12 protein-coding genes are annotated in these 16,382 nt (G+C 73.5%); all 12 read right to left on the minus strand.

The window, feature by feature from the left end; translation table 11 throughout:
* Positions 1–10: 10 nt before the first annotated feature.
* The 12 genes from OG900_29830 to OG900_29885 all read right to left on the minus strand — a co-directional run bounded on the left by OG900_29830 (position 11) and on the right by OG900_29885 (position 16,355).
* Entirely contained in the window at positions 11–1,009 is a 999-nt protein-coding gene (locus OG900_29830) for a hypothetical protein (GenBank protein ID WUH93904.1), read from the minus strand.
* 285 nt (positions 1,010–1,294) lie between these two features.
* Positions 1,295–2,566, minus strand: coding sequence for an FAD-dependent oxidoreductase (locus tag OG900_29835; GenBank protein ID WUH93905.1), 1,272 nt, complete (start codon positions 2,564–2,566; stop codon positions 1,295–1,297).
* A gap of 143 nt (positions 2,567–2,709) precedes the next feature.
* A complete protein-coding gene (locus tag OG900_29840; protein ID WUH93906.1) occupies positions 2,710–3,603 on the minus strand; it encodes a TIGR01777 family oxidoreductase in 894 nt (297 codons plus the stop codon).
* Positions 3,604–3,721: 118 nt separating this feature from the next.
* Positions 3,722–4,234, minus strand: coding sequence for a DUF4240 domain-containing protein (locus tag OG900_29845; GenBank protein WUH93907.1), 513 nt, complete (start codon positions 4,232–4,234; stop codon positions 3,722–3,724).
* A gap of 153 nt (positions 4,235–4,387) precedes the next feature.
* The gene (locus tag OG900_29850) at positions 4,388–5,380 is read right to left on the minus strand and encodes a GNAT family N-acetyltransferase (GenBank protein WUH93908.1); all 993 of its coding nucleotides are present in this window, start codon (positions 5,378–5,380) and stop codon (positions 4,388–4,390) included.
* 203 nt (positions 5,381–5,583) lie between these two features.
* Positions 5,584–8,253 (minus strand): pyruvate dehydrogenase (acetyl-transferring), homodimeric type, encoded by a 2,670-nt coding sequence (gene aceE / locus OG900_29855; protein WUH93909.1) that lies wholly within the window; start codon positions 8,251–8,253, stop codon positions 5,584–5,586.
* 218 nt (positions 8,254–8,471) lie between these two features.
* A complete protein-coding gene (locus OG900_29860; protein ID WUH93910.1) occupies positions 8,472–9,110 on the minus strand; it encodes a GntR family transcriptional regulator in 639 nt (212 codons plus the stop codon).
* 154 nt (positions 9,111–9,264) lie between these two features.
* Complete coding sequence (gene sucB / locus OG900_29865; GenBank protein WUH93911.1) at positions 9,265–11,037, minus strand: 2-oxoglutarate dehydrogenase, E2 component, dihydrolipoamide succinyltransferase; 1,773 nt, start codon at positions 11,035–11,037, stop codon at positions 9,265–9,267.
* A gap of 51 nt (positions 11,038–11,088) precedes the next feature.
* On the minus strand, positions 11,089–12,477 hold the full coding sequence (gene lpdA, locus OG900_29870; GenBank protein ID WUH93912.1) for a dihydrolipoyl dehydrogenase: 1,389 nt from the start codon (positions 12,475–12,477) through the stop codon (positions 11,089–11,091).
* Positions 12,478–12,710: 233 nt separating this feature from the next.
* Positions 12,711–14,219 carry a leucyl aminopeptidase gene (locus OG900_29875; GenBank protein ID WUH93913.1) on the minus strand — a complete coding sequence of 503 codons (1,509 nt, stop codon included), beginning with the start codon at positions 14,217–14,219 and terminating at the stop codon, positions 12,711–12,713.
* Positions 14,220–14,851: 632 nt separating this feature from the next.
* Positions 14,852–15,643 (minus strand): adenosylcobinamide-GDP ribazoletransferase, encoded by a 792-nt coding sequence (locus tag OG900_29880; GenBank protein WUH93914.1) that lies wholly within the window; start codon positions 15,641–15,643, stop codon positions 14,852–14,854.
* A 52-nt stretch (positions 15,644–15,695) separates the two neighbouring features.
* The gene (locus OG900_29885) at positions 15,696–16,355 is read right to left on the minus strand and encodes a hypothetical protein (GenBank protein WUH93915.1); all 660 of its coding nucleotides are present in this window, start codon (positions 16,353–16,355) and stop codon (positions 15,696–15,698) included.
* Between the last annotated feature and the right edge of the window lie 27 nt (positions 16,356–16,382).

Consider the following 16,382-nt stretch of genomic DNA (forward strand, 5'->3'; position numbering starts at 1 on the left):
CCGCGCAGGGTCAGGGACCCGTGGGTGACGCGGTGGTGGGCGACGGGCCGGTCGGCGAGGGACCGGTGGGCGAGGGGCTGGTCGGCGACGGCGACGGCGATGGTGTCGTCGGCTCGGGGCTGGTCGTCGGCGGGTCCGTGGGCGGCGGGCCGGTCGGCGGTGCGGTCTCGTCGCAGGAGCCGCGCCGGGTGACCGTCACCTCGTCCATCAGCTCGCTGCCCGCGGGCATACGGCCGATGGCCGCGCCCTGCTGCCAGGTGCGCAGCGCCTTTTCCACGCCGTCCTGCGTCAGCAGGTAAATGCTCAGCCTGGTCCGGCCGCGGTCGTGGATGCAGGGCTTTCCGATCTGGACCGAGCCGGACCAGGTGCTGTTGTCCTTGCCCGACAGGAAGTAGTCCGTGAGCATCGCGTAGACGGGCCGCTCTTTGACCGGACCGTCCTTGTCCGAGAGCACGGTCTGGACGACGGTGATAGCGCCGTGGCCGTCCGCCGGATAGGCCGAGACGTGAATGGAGAGCACCGGATAGGTGGCGACGACGAATTTCTCGCACGGGAAAACGAAGGCGGCCAGGAAACCGTGGACGGACCTCGGCGAGCCGCACCCCGTGGGTGCGGGCGGCCCGGTGCTCGCACCGGGGCCGGTGGTGCGGGTGGGCTTCCCGGGGCCGTCCGCCCGGCCCCCGGCGCCGGTCGTGGCCCCCGTGCCCGGCGGCCCCGGTGACGTGTCGTCACCCGGGTCCGGGGGTCCGGAGGCCGGTCCCGGCCCCGCCGTCGTGGGTCCGACGCTCGGCGGGAGCCGGGCGCTCGTCACCGGGGGAGTGCTCGTGGCGGGCGGCAACTCCGGGGAGGCGGACGGCGGCGCCGCTGTCGACGTCCTGACAAGGCGCACCTGGTCGGCGCCGACCGATGTACGGGGCAATTGTGCGCCCACTTCGAGGACGAGCCCGGCGATGACGCAGGTAAGTGTGCAGGCGATGACGACTAATCGGGAGTCGCGTAATCCCCCCATGCCGATCCCCCCGGGAGGCCAAAGAACCGCTGCTGCGGGCTTTGCCGAAAGTATATCGACGGCTCCGCCGTGTGACAGCGTTTCCGAATAACGGCCAGGCGTCCCGCGCACCGGTTTTCGCACGGGTGGAACGGCCGGTGCGTATTCGCATTGCTGCGACGCGAGGTGCGGCGGGCCGTTCCCCCCGGCGCCCCTGGCGGGCGGCCACGCCGGGGGCGCCGACCCGCGGCCGACGCCGCGTGGGCGCCGTCGCCCGCCGGGTCGCCCGAAGGAGGGAGGCGGGGGTCAGGCGGCGGCTTTCTGCGGGGAGGGGTGGCGTGCGGTGTCGAGGACGAGGGCGGCGGCGGCCCGGCGGGCCGAGTGCAGGGCGCCCTGGAGGGTGCTGCTGGTGCGGTGGGAGCCGCAGACGTAGAGGCCGTGCAGGACGCGGACCGGGCGGCGCAGGTCGTGGGGCGCGGGCATCGCGGCGACCGCCTCCGTGTCGGTGTGGATGCCGAGCAGCTCCCACTCGTCGGTGCACGCCTCGTACAGCTCCGCCAGATGCGCGCGCACCGCCTTGTCCGAGTCGCCGTCCGGCGGCGGCCCCAGCACCACCGAGGTGATCAGCGGCCGCCCTCGCGGCGCCCGGACGGGGTCGACCGCGCCGGTCGGCAGCGTGTGGGAGACCGGCCCCAGCCGGTCCGCGTCGAGCACCAGCACGGGCTCGCGCAGCGGCGCGACCCGCGCGGTGTGGTGGAAGACGGTGACCTGGTGGAAGGGCGGCACCCGCAGCCCGGGGAGCAGTTCAGCGGCCGCCCGCGCCCCGGTCGCCACGAGTACGGCCCGGCAGGGCACTTCCGTGCCGTCGGCGACCCGGACGCTGCTCACCGCGACCCGCACCGCGCGCATGCCGAGGCGTATCGTGCCCGGCGGAAGAGCGGCCGCCAGCCGGGCCGGCACGGCGGCCGAGCCGCCCGCGGGCAGGCAGGTGCGGCCGCGGGCGAAGCCGCGCAGCACCAGGTCCGCGGCGCGGCTGGACGTCTGCAGCTCCGGGTCGCACAGCAGCGCCGCCAGCAGCGGCCGCAGGAAGCCGTCGACCGTGCGCGGCGCGAAGCCGCGCCCGCTCAGCGCCCGCGCGGCCGCCGTCTCCGGGCGGGCGGCGAGCCGTGCGTCCGGTGTGCCGGCCAGCCGGTTGAGGGTGGCGGCCAGCCGGGCCCGGTCCAGCGCGGACCCGAGCGCCGCCCGGGCGCCGCGCTGGTCGCCGACCCGGTAGCCGCGGCCGCCGGCCCTCACCAGCGCGCCGGGCGCCAGCGGTGCCAGCGGCAGGCCGTGCAGCCCGCGGGTGCGGTGCAGTTCGGGGTAGGAGGTGTTGAGCAGCTGCGGCCGCCGGTCCAGCAGGAATCCGGCGACCTCGTCGGTGGCCATCCGGCCGCCGACGCGTTCCGCCGCCTCCAGCACGGTCACCGTCAGGCCCGCTTCGAGCAGGTGGTGGGCGGCGGCCAGGCCGGCCGCCCCGGCTCCGATCACGATGACGTCGACAGGTACTGCGGTGGTCTTGCGGCGTGCTGGTAGAAGCACGATTTCCCTCCCCGAGGTCGGGTCGACTCCCCGCTCGCGTCAGCGACAGCGCAATCCACGCGAAGCGCGCGGCGCGGAACGCTGGTAAGGGTCATGCCCCCATCAAAGGCAACTGATGCGGTCGCACCAGGTCCGATCCGGCCTTATCCACGCAACGCCGCGCCGATGGCCTGCTCGATCTCCGGGAAGGCGTACGCGAAGCCGGACTCCAGCAGCCGCTTGGGCCGCACCCGCTGACTGCCCAGCACATCCCCGGCGAATTCGCCCAGCGCGGCACGCAGCACGGGCGCCGGTACGGCCGCGAGCGTCGGCCGGTGCAGGACGCGGCCCATGGCCGCGGTGACCTCACGGTTCGTCAGCGGGTTCGGTGCCGTCAGGTTGACCGGGCCCGACAGCGCCGGGGTGTCGAGGATGTGCCGCATCGCGGCGACCTCGTCGTGCAGCGCGATGAAGCTCCAGAACTGCCTGCCATTGCCGAGCCGGCCGCCGAGCCCCGCCTTGAACAGCGGGAAGAGCCGTCCCCACGCGCCGCCGCCCCGGCCCACGACCAGTCCCGTACGTCCGAAGGCGGTACGCACCCCGGCCGCCGCGGCAGGTTCCGCCGCGGCCTCCCAGTCCTGGACCAGGTCCGCCAGGAAGCCCGTGCCGGGCGGGCTGTCCTCGTCCACCCAGCTGTCCCCGGTGTCGCCGTAGTAGCCGATCGCGGTGCCGCACAGCAGCACGCCGGGCGGCGTGTCCATAGCCGCGACCGCGGCGGCGATCGTCGCCGTCCCCAGCACCCGGCTGTCGTACAGCTGCTTCTTCCGCTCCGCGGTCCACCGCCGGTCGCCCACCCCGGCGCCTGCCAGGTGGACGACGGCCCCGCACCCCGCCAGCGCCCCGGGGTCGAGCGCCCGGCGCTGCGGGTCCCACCGGACCTCGTCCGGCCCCTCTGGCTGCCGCCTCACGAGGCGGACGACGTCGTGGCCCTCCCGGGCCAGAGCGGTGGTCAGCGCGGTCCCGATCAGACCGGACGCGCCTGTGACGGCGATACGCATGGCGCCATCCTCCCTCTCCCGGGCGCCCCGGGGGCCGCGCCGTGCGGTACGGGCGCCCGCGCGGTTCCACCGGACGGGGGATGCCGCGCGGGCGGCCAGGGGCCGCACGGGGCCGCCGTCAGGTGAAGCGGGACCAGAGCTGCGGGAAGCGAGCCGACATGGCGGACCCGTCGTCGAAGTCGAGGGGGTCGCCCTCGGGCCGCTCCTGGTGGGGCAGCCCGAGTTCGGGGAGCCGGACGGCCGTCAGCTGCTCGTACGCCTCGTCCGCGGCATAGCCGAGGTCCTCCGCGTCGCCGTCGGTCTCCGCGTCGAAGTCCGTGACGAGGAAGGCGAGGTCGTCGGGGGAGTGCAGGGCGCCCTCGAAGACGTGCCTGCCCTGGCCGATGAGCCAGCAGCGGAAGTAGTCGAAGGACTCCTCGTCCGCGCCGCCGAGCATGATGTCGGCCGCGCCCCACAGGTCCCAGCGGAAGGCCCGGATGAAGCGGGTCTCGAAGTGCCGCGCGAAGTCGATCACCGTTTCGGGATCGAGCTGGGCAAGACGCTCGACGAGCAGGTCGGCATGGTCCTCCGGATCGCCGCCCGAAGCCTCGCGCGTACTGTCGACGATCTCCCAGAACTGCGTCTCGTCCATCACCCGTACAGCTTCCCGGTTGGTGTGCGCCGGTGCACGCCCTGTCAGCCGGATGCGTCCGTGTCGTGACGCACACCCGCCGCCCGGGCGACCGGCGCCGGAAGCGCCAGGACAGCGAGCACGCAGGCTACCAGTCGCCGCAGGGGCCGCGGCTCAGCGGCGGCGCAGCCGGAGCCGGAAGCGGACGGTGCGGCGCAGCGGGCGGAAGCCCAGCGTGGTGTTCACCGCGAGGAGGTGGCGGTTGTCGTCGGGAACGCGGGTGTGGATCTCGGCGAGGTCGGGTTGCGCGGCGGGCAGCCGGCGGAGCATCTCGGACTTCATCCACAGGGCGAGGCCGTGGCCGCGGTGGGCGGGGACGACCCCGGTGTCGTACTGGTGGGCGCGGCGGGCGCCGTCGCAGGGGAGGAGGACGGTGGTGAAGCCCGCGATGTCGCCGTCGTCGTGGAGCGCGGCCACCGTCAGCAGGCGGTCGCCGCGGCGGGCGGCGACCTCCGCGGCCTCCTGGACGGCGGCCGGGTCCCAGCGCCGCTCGCCGTCGTCGACCGAGGCGGCGGGCAGCGCGCGCAGGGCGCCGACGAAGCCGTCGGTGAGGGTGTCGGGGGCGGCGCCCTCCCAGGCGGTCAGCCGGTAGCCGGGGTGCGGGACGTCGGGGAGCTTGCCGATCTGGCCGGGGATGCCGTCGAGGGCAAGCCGCTGCCAGGTCAGGCGGGTGACGGGGACGAAGTCGCGGGTCGCGAGGAAGCCCTCGCCGGGGGTGCCCGACACCGCTTCCGCGGACAGCGTGCCGCAGCCGGCCGCGACGGCGGCCTCGGTGGCGGTGGCCAGCAGCCGGGAGCCCGTGCCGAGGCGCCGGTGCGCCGGGTGGACGGTCATCTGGACCTCGGCGGGGGGGCCGGGGGTGCCTTCCGCGGCCTCGTCGGACAGCCGCAGGACAGCGGTCGCGATCGGCTCGTCGGCGGAGCCGCGCAGCAGCCACAGGACCAGCCGCCGGCGGTTGCCCGCGGTGGTCAGGCCGGCCCGCACGGCAGCCTGCGAGGGCACCGGCTCACCCGGCCGGTCGTGCGCGAGCGCGGCGGACTGCACTCGGTACCAGGCGCGGAGATCCTCGGCGGTCGGAGCCGTCAGAGGACTGGGGTTGGCAGCCATCCGGGGGAACTTAACCGGTAGTTGTAAAGGCCCGCAATCCCTTTCCGGTCAGTAGGTTTGGCCGACGCCCGGGTTTCACAGGTTTCTTGAGTGCTTTTCAGCACCAACGCAAGCCGCCGCCACGGGAGTTGGCACAGGCCACACCCGTGACGGCGGCAACGCGACGGGAAGGCACGGGCTTCTCGGAGCCCGTGGCCTTCCGCTCAGAGCCCGTAGCGCTCCGCCGCCTCCTTCACCTTGGCCGCCTCGACCTCGCCGCGCCGGGCGAGTGCCGCGAGGGCCTGGACGGTGAGCGACCGCGGGTCCACCCCGAAGTGCCTGCGGGCGGCGTCGCGGGTGTCCGACAGGCCGAAGCCGTCGGTGCCCACGGACGTCCAGTCCTGCTCGACCCAGGGCGCGATCTGGTCGGGCACCGCCCGCATCCAGTCGCTGACGGCGACCACGGGGCCGGGGGCTCCCTCCAGTGCGCGCGTCACGAACGGCGTGCGCTCCTCGCCGCGCAGCCGGGCCGCGTCGCATTCCAGCGCGTCGCGCCGCAGCTCGGTCCAGGACGGCGCGGACCACACGTCGGCGGCCACTCCCCAGTCCTTGGCCAGCAGCTGCTGCGCGTCCAGCGCCCAGTGGATGGCCGTTCCCGAGGCCAGCAGCTGCACCCGCGGGGCGCCGGGCGCCGCGTCGGCCGCGGCCTGGTAGCGGTAGAGGCCCTTGAGGATGCCCTCCTCGACGCCCGCCGGCATCGCGGGCTGCGCCTTCGGCTCGTTGTAGACCGTCAGGTAGTAGAAGACGTCCTCGGCGTCGGGGCCGTACATCCGCCGCAGGCCCTCGCGGACGATCACCGAGACCTCGTAGGCGAAGGCCGGGTCGTAGGAGATCGCCGCCGGGTTGGTCGAGGCGATCAGGTGCGAGTGGCCGTCGGCGTGCTGGAGGCCCTCACCGGTCATCGTGGTGCGGCCGGCGGTCGCGCCGATCACGAACCCGCGGCCCAGCTGGTCGGCCAGCGCCCAGAACTGGTCGGCGGTGCGCTGGAAGCCGAACATCGAGTAGAAGATGTAGAAGGGGATCATCGGCTCGCCGTGCGTGGCGTACGCGGTGGCGGCCGCGGTGAAGTCGGCGAGCGAACCGGCCTCGGTGATCCCCTCGTTGAGGATCTGGCCGTCCTTCGCCTCCTTGTAGTACAGCAGCTGGTCGCGGTCGACCGGGTCGTACGTCTGGCCCTTGGGCGAGTAGAGGCCCGCGGACGGGAAGAGCGACTCCATGCCGAAGGTGCGCGCCTCGTCGGGGACGATCGGCACCCAGCGGCGGCCGGTCTCCTTCTCCCGCATCAGGTCCTTGACGAGCCGCACGAAGGCCATCGTGGTGGCGATCTCCTGCGTGCCCGAGCCCTTCTCCAGCGCCTGGTAGGCCTTGTTCCCCGGCTCCGGCAGCGGCAGTGGCCTGGCGACGACCTTGCGGGCCGGGGCGGGCCCGCCGAGTGCCGCGCGCCGCTCGCGCAGGTAGCGCATCTCGGGGGAGTCCTCGCCGGGGTGCCAGTACGGCACGGTGCCGGCGTCCAGCGCGCTGTCCGGGATGGGCAGTTCGAGCAGGTCGCGCATCGTGCGGAACTGCTCCCCGGTGAGCTTCTTCATCTGGTGGTTGGCGTTGCGCGACTCGAAGCCGGCGCCGAGGGTGTAGCCCTTGACCGTCTGGGCGAGCACCACGGTCGGGGCGCCCTTGTGGTCCAGGGCGGCGCGGTAGGCCGCGTAGACCTTGCGCGGCTCGTGCCCGGCCCGCGAGGTCTGGAACAGTTCGAGCAGCTTGGCGTCGGCGAGCCGGCCGCCGATCGTACGCAGCGAGGCGTCCGCGCCGAAGAAGTGCTCGCGGATGTAGGCCGCGTCGCGGGTGGCGTACGTCTGGAACTGCGCGTCGGGCACCTCGCGCAGCCGCCGCAGCAGGGCGCCGTCGACGTCCTGCGCGAGCACCTCGTCCCAGGCCGCGCCCCACAGCGCCTTCACGACGTTCCAGCCGGCCGCGCGGAACTGCGACTCCAGCTCCTGCACGATCTTGAAGTTGGGGCGGACCGGGCCGTCGAGCCGCTGCAGGTTGCAGTTGATCACGAAGGTCAGGTTGTCCAGGCCCTCACGGCCGGCCAGCGCCAGGGCCGCCGTCGACTCGGGCTCGTCCATCTCGCCGTCGCCGAGGAAGGCCCACACGTGCGAGTCCGAGGTGTCCTTGATGCCGCGGTGCTCCATGTAGCGGTTGAAGCGCGCCTGGTAGATCGCGGACAGCGGGCCGAGGCCCATCGAGACGGTGGGGAATTCCCACAGCCACGGCAGCCGCCGCGGATGCGGGTACGACGGCAGGCCGTCGCCGCCGGCCTCCTGCCGGAAGCGGTCGAGCTGCCCCTCGGACAGTCGGCCGTCCAGGAAGGCGCGGGCGTATATGCCGGGGGAGGCGTGGCCCTGGATGTAGAGCTGGTCGCCGGACCCCGTGCCCTCCTTGCCGCGGAAGAAGTGCTGGAAGCCGGTCTCGTACAGCCAGGCCGCCGACGCGAAGGTGGCGATGTGGCCGCCGAGCCCGAGCCTGCTGCCGCGGGTGACCATGGCGGCGGCATTCCACCGGTTCCAGGCGGTGATCCTCGCCTCGATCGCCTCGTCGCCCGGATAGGCGGGCTCGGCGGCGGTCGGGATGGTGTTGATGTACTCGGTCTCCAGCAGCGACGGCAGGTTGCCGCTCGCGCTTTCGAGGGTGCGCCGCATCAGGTACGCGGCCCGGTGCGGCCCGGCCGCCTTGGTGACGGCGTCGAGCGACGCGAGCCACTCGGTGGTCTCTTCCGGGTCGCGGTCCGGGATCTGATCGAGCTGACTCGGCCGGGTACGGCCAACGGCGTCAGGCATGGGGTGCCGCCTTCCGAGCGGAGGGAGGTGAAGAGTGCGAGTGAGGTAGTCGGCAGACAGGGCTCGCCCTCCGCCATCGACTTTACGCCTTCGATCGATGATCGATCAATCATTCTCGGCGGCGAATTCCAAGACGGCACAGCGTGCCAACCTTTAAGGCACGCAGTGCCGCGCGTCGGGAATCTTCGATTCCCAGGGATTTAAAGCCTGGGCGGAATTCAGACCTGGGGAGCGCAGCTCAGCACATGCGACTTGATCAAGGCGCAGATGTTCGGGTCGCGGCGGGTGAAGGCGTCCACGATGTCCTGGTGCTCCGCCGCGTAGGCGCGCGGCGCGGGGCTGAGCCAGCGGATGGACAGGGTCGTCCAGACCTCGATGCCCAGGGACTCCCACGCGTGCAGCAGCACCGCGTTGTCCGCCGCGCGGACCAGCTCGTGGTGGAAGGCCACCGTGTGCCGCACCTGGGCCTCGCTGTCCAGCGCCGCGTCGGCCAGCCGCAGCGCGGCGACCTCGCGCTCCAGGGCGGCCGGCGCGAAGGCGAGCCGGGGGGCGGCCAGCTCCGCCGCGACCTGTTCGAGCCCGGCGCGCACCGGATAGCTCTCCTTGAGGTCGGCCGCGGTCAGCCCGCGCACCCGCACGCCCTTGTTGGGCGCCGACTCGATCAGCCGCAGCGTCTCAAGCTCCCGCAGCGCCTCCCGCACGGGTGTCTGGCTGACCTGCAGCTCCACCGCGATCCTGCGCTCCACGATCCGCTCGCCCGGCTTCCAGCGCCCGCTGACGATCCCCTCCAGGATGTGCTCGCGGATCTGCTCCCGGAGGCTGTGCACGACAAGGTGCGGGACGGCGGCAGGGGCCATGGGGGGCGCTCCTTCACGTGTTGCGTGACACCGACGATACGACGAAGAAGCAACAGTGCCTCCCATCCGGCCGCGACCGGCATACGGCGGCGCCCCCGCCCCGGGTGTTCCGGGACGGGGGCGCCGAGTGCCGTACAGCGGTGCCGCGGGGCGGTTACAGGCCGAGCTCGACCTCGAACTCGCCCGCCTCCAGGATCTCCTTGACCGCCGTCAGGTAGCGGGCGGCGTCGGCGCCGTCCACCAGCCGGTGGTCGTAGGACAGCGACAGGAAGGTCATGTCGCGGACGCCGATGACCGTGCCGTCGGGGGTCTCCACGACCACCGGGCGCTTGACGGTCGCGCCGATGCCCAGGATGGCCGCCTGGTTCGGCGGCACGATGACGGTGTCGAAGAGCGCGCCGCGCGACCCGGTGTTGCTGATGGTGAAGGTCGCGCCCGCCAGGTCGTCCGGGGTGATCTTGCTGGCCCGGACGTTGGCCGCCAGCTCCGCGGTCTTCTTGGCGATACCGGCGATGTTCAGGTCGCCCGCACCCTTGATGACCGGGGTCATCAGACCCTTCTCGGAGTCCACCGCGATCCCGATGTGCTCGGAGTCGAAGTAGGTGATCGTGCCCTCGTCCTCGTTGATCCTGGCGTTGATCACCGGGTGCGCCTTGAGGGCCTGCGCGGCGGCCTTGACGTAGAACGGCATCGGCGAGAGCTTGACGCCCTCGCGGGCCGCGAAGGACTCCTTGGCCTGGGCGCGCAGCCGCATGACACGGGTGACGTCCACCTCGACGACGCTGGTGAGCTGCGCCTGCGAGTGCAGGGCCTTCATCATGTTGTCGCCGATGACCTTGCGCATCCGGGTCATCTTGACCGTCTGGCCGCGCAGCGGCGACACCGCGGCGGGGGCCTTCGGGGCGGCGGCGGCCGGAGCCGCCTTCGACGCGGCGGCGGCAGCGGCCTTCGCGGCCTCCGCGGCGGCGATGACGTCCTGCTTGCGGATCCGCCCGCCGACGCCCGTGCCCTGCACGGAGCCGAGGTTCACGCCGTTCTCGGAGGCGAGCTTGCGGACCAGCGGCGTGACATAGGCGCCGTCGTCACCGGTCACGGCCGCAGGAGCGGGCGCGGCCGGGGCGACCGGAGCCGGCGCCGGGGCAGCGGGGGCCGGGGCCGGGGCCGGAGCCGCAGGAGCGGGCGCGGCGGCGGCCGGCGCGGGGGCCGGGGGCGCCACCGGCGCGGGAGCCGGAGCGGCGGGAGCCGGGGCCGGGGCGGCCGGGGCGGGAGCGGGCGCGGCAGGTGCAGGAGCCGCGGCGGGGGCGGCACCGGCCGCACCGATCACCGCGAGCCGGGCACCGACCTCGGCCGTGCCGTCCTCCTCGACCAGGATCTCCAGCAGCGTGCCCGCCACCGGGGAGGGGATCTCGGTGTCGACCTTGTCCGTCGACACCTCCAGCAGCGGCTCGTCGGCCTCGACGCTGTCGCCGACCGACTTCAGCCAGCGGGTGACGGTGCCCTCGGTGACGGACTCGCCCAGCGCGGGCAGCACGACATCCGTGCCGGACGCGCCGGAGGCACCGGTGGCCGCCTCCGCGGTCGGGGCCGGGGCGGGCGCCGCGGCCTCGGTCGACGGGGCGGTAGGAGCCGCGGCGGGCTCCGGGGCGGGCTCGGCCGCGGGAGCGGCCGGGGCGGCAGCGGGGGCGCCGCTGCCGTCGTCGATGACGGCCAGCTCGGCGCCGACCTCGACCGTCTCGTCCTCGGCGACCTTGATGGACGCGAGCACGCCGGACGCGGGGGAGGGGATCTCGGTGTCGACCTTGTCGGTCGAGACCTCGAGCAGCGGCTCGTCGGCCTCGACGCGCTCACCCTCGGCCTTGAGCCAGCGGGTGACGGTGCCCTCGGTCACGCTCTCGCCGAGCGCCGGCAGGGTTACGGAAACCGCCATGGTTGCGGTTACTCCTTCTGCAATCTGTGCGGATGGGTGGCGTGGAGAGGGTCAGTCGTGCGAGTGCAGCGGCTTGCCCGCGAGGGCGAGGTGGGCCTCGCCCATGGCCTCGTTCTGCGTCGGGTGCGCGTGGATGAGCTGCGCGACCTCGGCGGGCAGCGCCTCCCAGTTGTAGATCAGCTGCGCTTCGCCGACCTGCTCGCCCATCCGGTCGCCGACCAGGTGGACGCCCACGACGGCACCGTCGCGGACCTGGACGAGCTTGATCTCGCCCGAGGTCTTGAGGATCTTGCTCTTGCCGTTGCCCGCCAGGTTGTACTTGAGCGTGACGACCTTGTCGGCGCCGTACACCTCCTTGGCCTTGGCCTCGGTGATGCCCACGGACGCGACCTCGGGGTGGCAGTACGTCACCCGCGGCACACCGTCGTAGTCGATCGGCACGGCCTTGAGGCCGGCCAGCCGCTCCGCCACCAGGATGCCCTCGGCGAAGCCGACGTGCGCCAGCTGGAGGGTGGGCACCAGGTCGCCCACGGCCGAGATGGTCGGCACGTTCGTCCGCATGTACTCGTCGACCAGGACGTAGCCCCGGTCCATCGCGACGCCCTGCTCCTCATAGCCCAGGTTCTGCGAGACCGGGCCGCGGCCGATCGCGACCAGCAGCACCTCCGCCTCGAAGGTCTTGCCGTCCGCCAGCGTCACCTTCACACCGTCCGCGGTGTACTCGGCGCTCTGGAAGAAGGTGCCCAGGTTGAACTTGATGCCGCGCTTGCGGAAGGCCCGCTCCAGCAGCTTCGAGCTGTTCTCGTCCTCGACCGGCACCAGGTGCGGCAGGCCCTCGACGATGGTCACGTCGGTCCCGAAGGACTTCCACGCCGAGGCGAACTCGACGCCGATCACACCGCCGCCCAGCACGATCGCCGTCCTGGGGACCCGGTCGAGGGTCAGCGCGTGGTCGGAGGAGATGATCCGGTTGCCGTCGATGGTCAGGCCGGGCAGCGAACGCGGTACGGAACCGGTCGCGAGCACCACGTGGCGGCCCTGGATCCGCTGTCCGTTCACATCGACCGAGGTCGGGGACGACAGCCGCCCCTCGCCCTCGATGTACGTCACCTTGCGTGAGGCCACCAGGCCCTGCAGGCCCTTGTAGAGGCCCGAGATCACGTCGTCCTTGTACTTGTGGACGGCCGCGATGTCGATGCCCTCGAAGGTGGCCTTCACACCGAACTGCTCGCTCTCGCGAGCCTGGTCCGCGATCTCACCGGCGTGCAGAAGCGCCTTGGTGGGAATGCAGCCGTTGTGCAGACAGGTGCCCCCGAGCTTGTTCTTCTCGATCAGGGCGACGTCCAGTCCCAGCTGCGCGGCACGCAGTGCGGCTGCGTAGCCGCCACTGCCGCCGCCGAGGATCACTAGGTCGAAAACAGTGCTGGCGTCGTTCGCCACGTCACGTCCTCCATGCATGGGTTCGCCGGAGCCGGTCCACCATGACCGGGCGGCGGCTTTGGTTCGGCCGCTTTGTCTTAAAGGGGGCCCTGTCGTGCCGAGACAACATCTTCGCACTTCTCAGGGGCTCGCGGGCCACCGGCCCTGCCGGTGGAACACCGGGAGCGGCCCCCGGCATGTCGCCGGGGGCCGCACGTGACACATCTCACCCGGACGGCGGCGCCGTCCGGCGGTCAGAACAGGTCGCCGTCGGCGGTCTGCCGGGCCAGCGCCACCAGGGTGCGCACGGCGGTGCCGGTGCCGCCCTTGGGGGTGTAGCCGAACGGCCCGCCCTCGTTGAAGGCCGGGCCCGCGATGTCCAGGTGCGCCCAGGTGATGCCCTCGCCCACGAACTCGCGCAGGAACAGCCCGGCGATCAGACCGCCACCCGGGCGTACGCCCATGTTCGCGATGTCCGCGGTCGGGGAGTCGAAGGTCTTCCGCAGCTGCTGCGGCAGCGGCATCGGCCAGGAGTCCTCGCCCTCGGCCAGCGCGGCGGTGTGCACGGCGGTACGGAAGCCGTCGTCGTTCGCCATGATGCCGAACCGGCCGTCACCCAGCGCGAGCACCATCGCACCGGTCAGCGTCGCCACGTCCACGATCGCGTCCGGCGCCTCCTCCGACGCCCTGGCCAGCGCGTCGGCCAGCACCAGCCGGCCCTCGGCGTCGGTGTTGAGCACCTCGACCGTCTTGCCGCTGTACATCCGCAGCACGTCACCGGGACGCGTCGCGCCGCCACCGGGCATGTTCTCGGCCAGCGCCAGCCAGCCGGTCACATTGACCTCAAGACCCAGCTTGGCCGCCGCCACCACCGCGGCGAAGACCGCGGCCGCGCCGCTCATGTCGCACTTCATCGTCTCGTTGTGCCCCGGCGGCTTCAGCGAGATGCCGCCCGAGTCGTACGTGATGCCCTTGCCGACGAAGGCCAGCGTCCTGGTCGCCTTCGCGTGCGCATACGCCACCCGGACGAGGCGCGGCGGGGTCGCCGAGCCCTGGCCGACCCCCATGATGCCGCCGTAGCCGCCCTTGACCAGCGCCTTCTCGTCCAGCACCTCGACCTTGAGGCCGAACTCCTTGCCCGCGGCCAGCACCGCGGCGGCGAAAGCCTTCGGGTTCAGGTCGTTCGGCGGGGTGTTCACCAGGTCACGCGCCCGGTTGACCTCCTCGGCCACCGCCGTCGCCCGCTCCACCGCCGCCTTGTGCGCCTTGTCGCGCGGCTTGGCGCCCACCACCGCGATCTCGGCGAGCGGGCCCTTGCCCGAGTCGGCCTGGTACGCCGTGAACGCGTACGCGCCGAGCAGGGCTCCGACCGCGACCGCCTCGACGTCGGCGGCGTCCGCCGCGGGCAGCGCGAACGCCGCCTTCTTGGCCCCTGACAGCGCGCGGGCCGCGGTGCCCGCGGCCTTGCGCAGAGCCTCGGGGTCGAACCCCGCGCCGTCCTCGGGCGTGTCCCCCAAGCCCACCGCCACCACGACCGCGGCCTTCACGCCGGCCGGCGACGGGAGCTTCGTCAGCTCGCCCTCGGCGCCGGTCGCGCCGAGCGTCTCCAGCGTCGAGGCGAGCTTGCCGTCGTACGCGGCATCCACCGATTCCGCCCCCGGGGCGAGGCGGGGGCCGCCCTTGGCGGCCTTGCTCACCCCCACGACGACGGCGTCCGCGCGCAGCGCTGCGGCGGCGGAGGTACTGAGTGTCAGAGCTGTCACGGTGGCTCAGGTCCTATTCGGTCGAGGTCCTCGTCAAAGGCCGGTGGATGGCCCGGCCGGGCCGGTCCCCGCATCGTATTCCGCCACACCATCGGGGCTGTCCGCGGTGGTCACCGGTTGTGCTTGAGCCTACGCCGCCAGGTTGCGGGTGCGCGCCTGTGCGGGGTTCCCCGCGGTTGCGGCGCGGGGTGTTCTTTCTTTGCCCGCCCACCCACCCACCCACCCGCCCGCCCGTGCGGGTGGTTGGTCGGGTGCGGGTGCCGGTGGTGGTCGTGTCGGTGCCGCTCCGGGGGTATCTCCTCGGACTGCGCACCTGGGCCCTTCCCGAACGTTCCAGCGGGAGTTGTGCGCAGTCCTGCGGGGACACCCCCGGATCGTCCCCTCCCCACCGCCGGCGTGTGCGCATCCGTGGGGGGTGGGGGTGGGGGCGGGATGAGCGCAGGGCCGGAGCGAGGAGTGCGGCCGTGCGGGCAGCTTCTCCCTCCCACCGCCGGCGTGTGCGCATCCGTGGGGGGTGGGGGTGGGGGCGGGATGAGCGCAGGGCCGGAGCGAGGAGTGCGGCCGTGCGGGCAGCTTCTCCCTCCCACCGCCGGCGTGTGCGCATCCGTGAGCGGCGGGGGTGGAAGGCGGGATCAGCGCAAGGCCACAGTGAGGAGTGCGGCCGTTGTCGCTGACTCGGTGATCGCGCCGAAGACGTCTCCTGTCACCCCGCCGAAGCGGTGGACGCAGCGTCGCAGCAACGCCTCGCCCGTTCCCACCGCGGCCAGGGCCGCGGCACCGCAGCGCAGCCACGTCAGACCGCCGAAGCCGAGGCCGGCGGCCGCGGCGAGCGGTGTGCACAGGACGGTGGCGGTGAGGGCCAGAGACGGTGGTACCGCGCCGGCGACGGCCGCGCCGAGACCGCCCGGCCTGGCGGCCGGGATGCCGCGCCGGCATGCGGCGAGCAGCGCCACCCGTGCGGACACCGCCGCGATCAGGGCGGCGGCGCCGCCGTACAGCCAACCGTGCCCGTAGCAGGCCGCGACCGAGGCGGTCTGGGCGAGGAGGACGAAGACCAGGACGACGACGCCGAACGGCCCGATGTCCGACTGCTTCATGACGCGCAGGGCGTCGTCCGCCTCCTTGCCCGAGCCGAGGCCGTCCGCGGTGTCGGCGAGCCCGTCCAGGTGCAGGCCCCGGGTGAGCACCGCGGGCACCGCCACGGCGCCGACCGCGGCGAGCAGTGGTCCGGCGCCGAGCGCGACGAGCAGGCCGCCGCACGTGGCGGCGGCCAGTCCTATGACCACCCCGACGAGCGGCGCGGCGAGCATGCCGCCCCGGGCGGCGGCCCGGTCCCACCGGGTGAGCCGCGCGGGCAGCACGGTGAGGGTGCCGAAGGCGAACCGCAGCGCGTCACCGGCCGAGGCCGAGGGGAGCTTGTCCATCGCGCGAGGCTATCCGCCCCGTGTACGCCCCCGGTGCGGCGCCCGGGGCCGGTCAGTGGCCCGGTGGGGGCGAGCCGCGCAGGGCGGGGGGCGGGGTGCGGCTGAAGAGGGTCAGGATCAGTGCGACGCCCGCGAGGTGCTCGTAGCCGGCGAGGTTGGGGAGGGAGACGACCTCCACGACCATCGCCAGGACGATCGTGCCGACCGTCCACCACGCCCGGTAGCGCAGGGCGACGTAGACGCCGAGGGCGACGACCGCCGCGGACGGGCCGGTGTCCCGGACCAGGAGCTCGTGCGCGGGCAGGCCGAGCGGCCAGTGGGGGCCCGCCCAGAGGGAGTAGCGGGCGAAGCCGGTGCCGGCCAGTGTGGCGAGCAGCGCGATGCCGAGCGTGCGGCGCGGGCCGACGGTGGTCTCGGCGATCCCGAAGACGACCACGACCTGGAGCAGCAGCCCCCACACCGGCAGCGAGGGGTCGGGCAGGAAGACCGACAGGGGCGTGCGCAGCAGGGCCTGCCACCAGGGCAGGCCGGCGTAGACGCCGCCGAGCCGCTCCACCCAGCCGCTGGTGCCGCGACCGTGCTGGAGGAGCTGGAGCAGGAGGATCCCGGCGCAGGCGCCGAGCGTGACGGGCACGGCCCGCGGCCCCCGCGTCCGCAACCGCCCCCGCACATCACCGAGTACGTCCCTCCACTCGGCGAACAGCCGCGTCACGCCGCCCCCGCGCCCGGTGGCGTACCG

It is taken from the genome of Streptomyces sp. NBC_00433 (genome assembly GCA_036015235.1).
Lineage (GTDB): Bacteria > Actinomycetota > Actinomycetes > Streptomycetales > Streptomycetaceae > Actinacidiphila.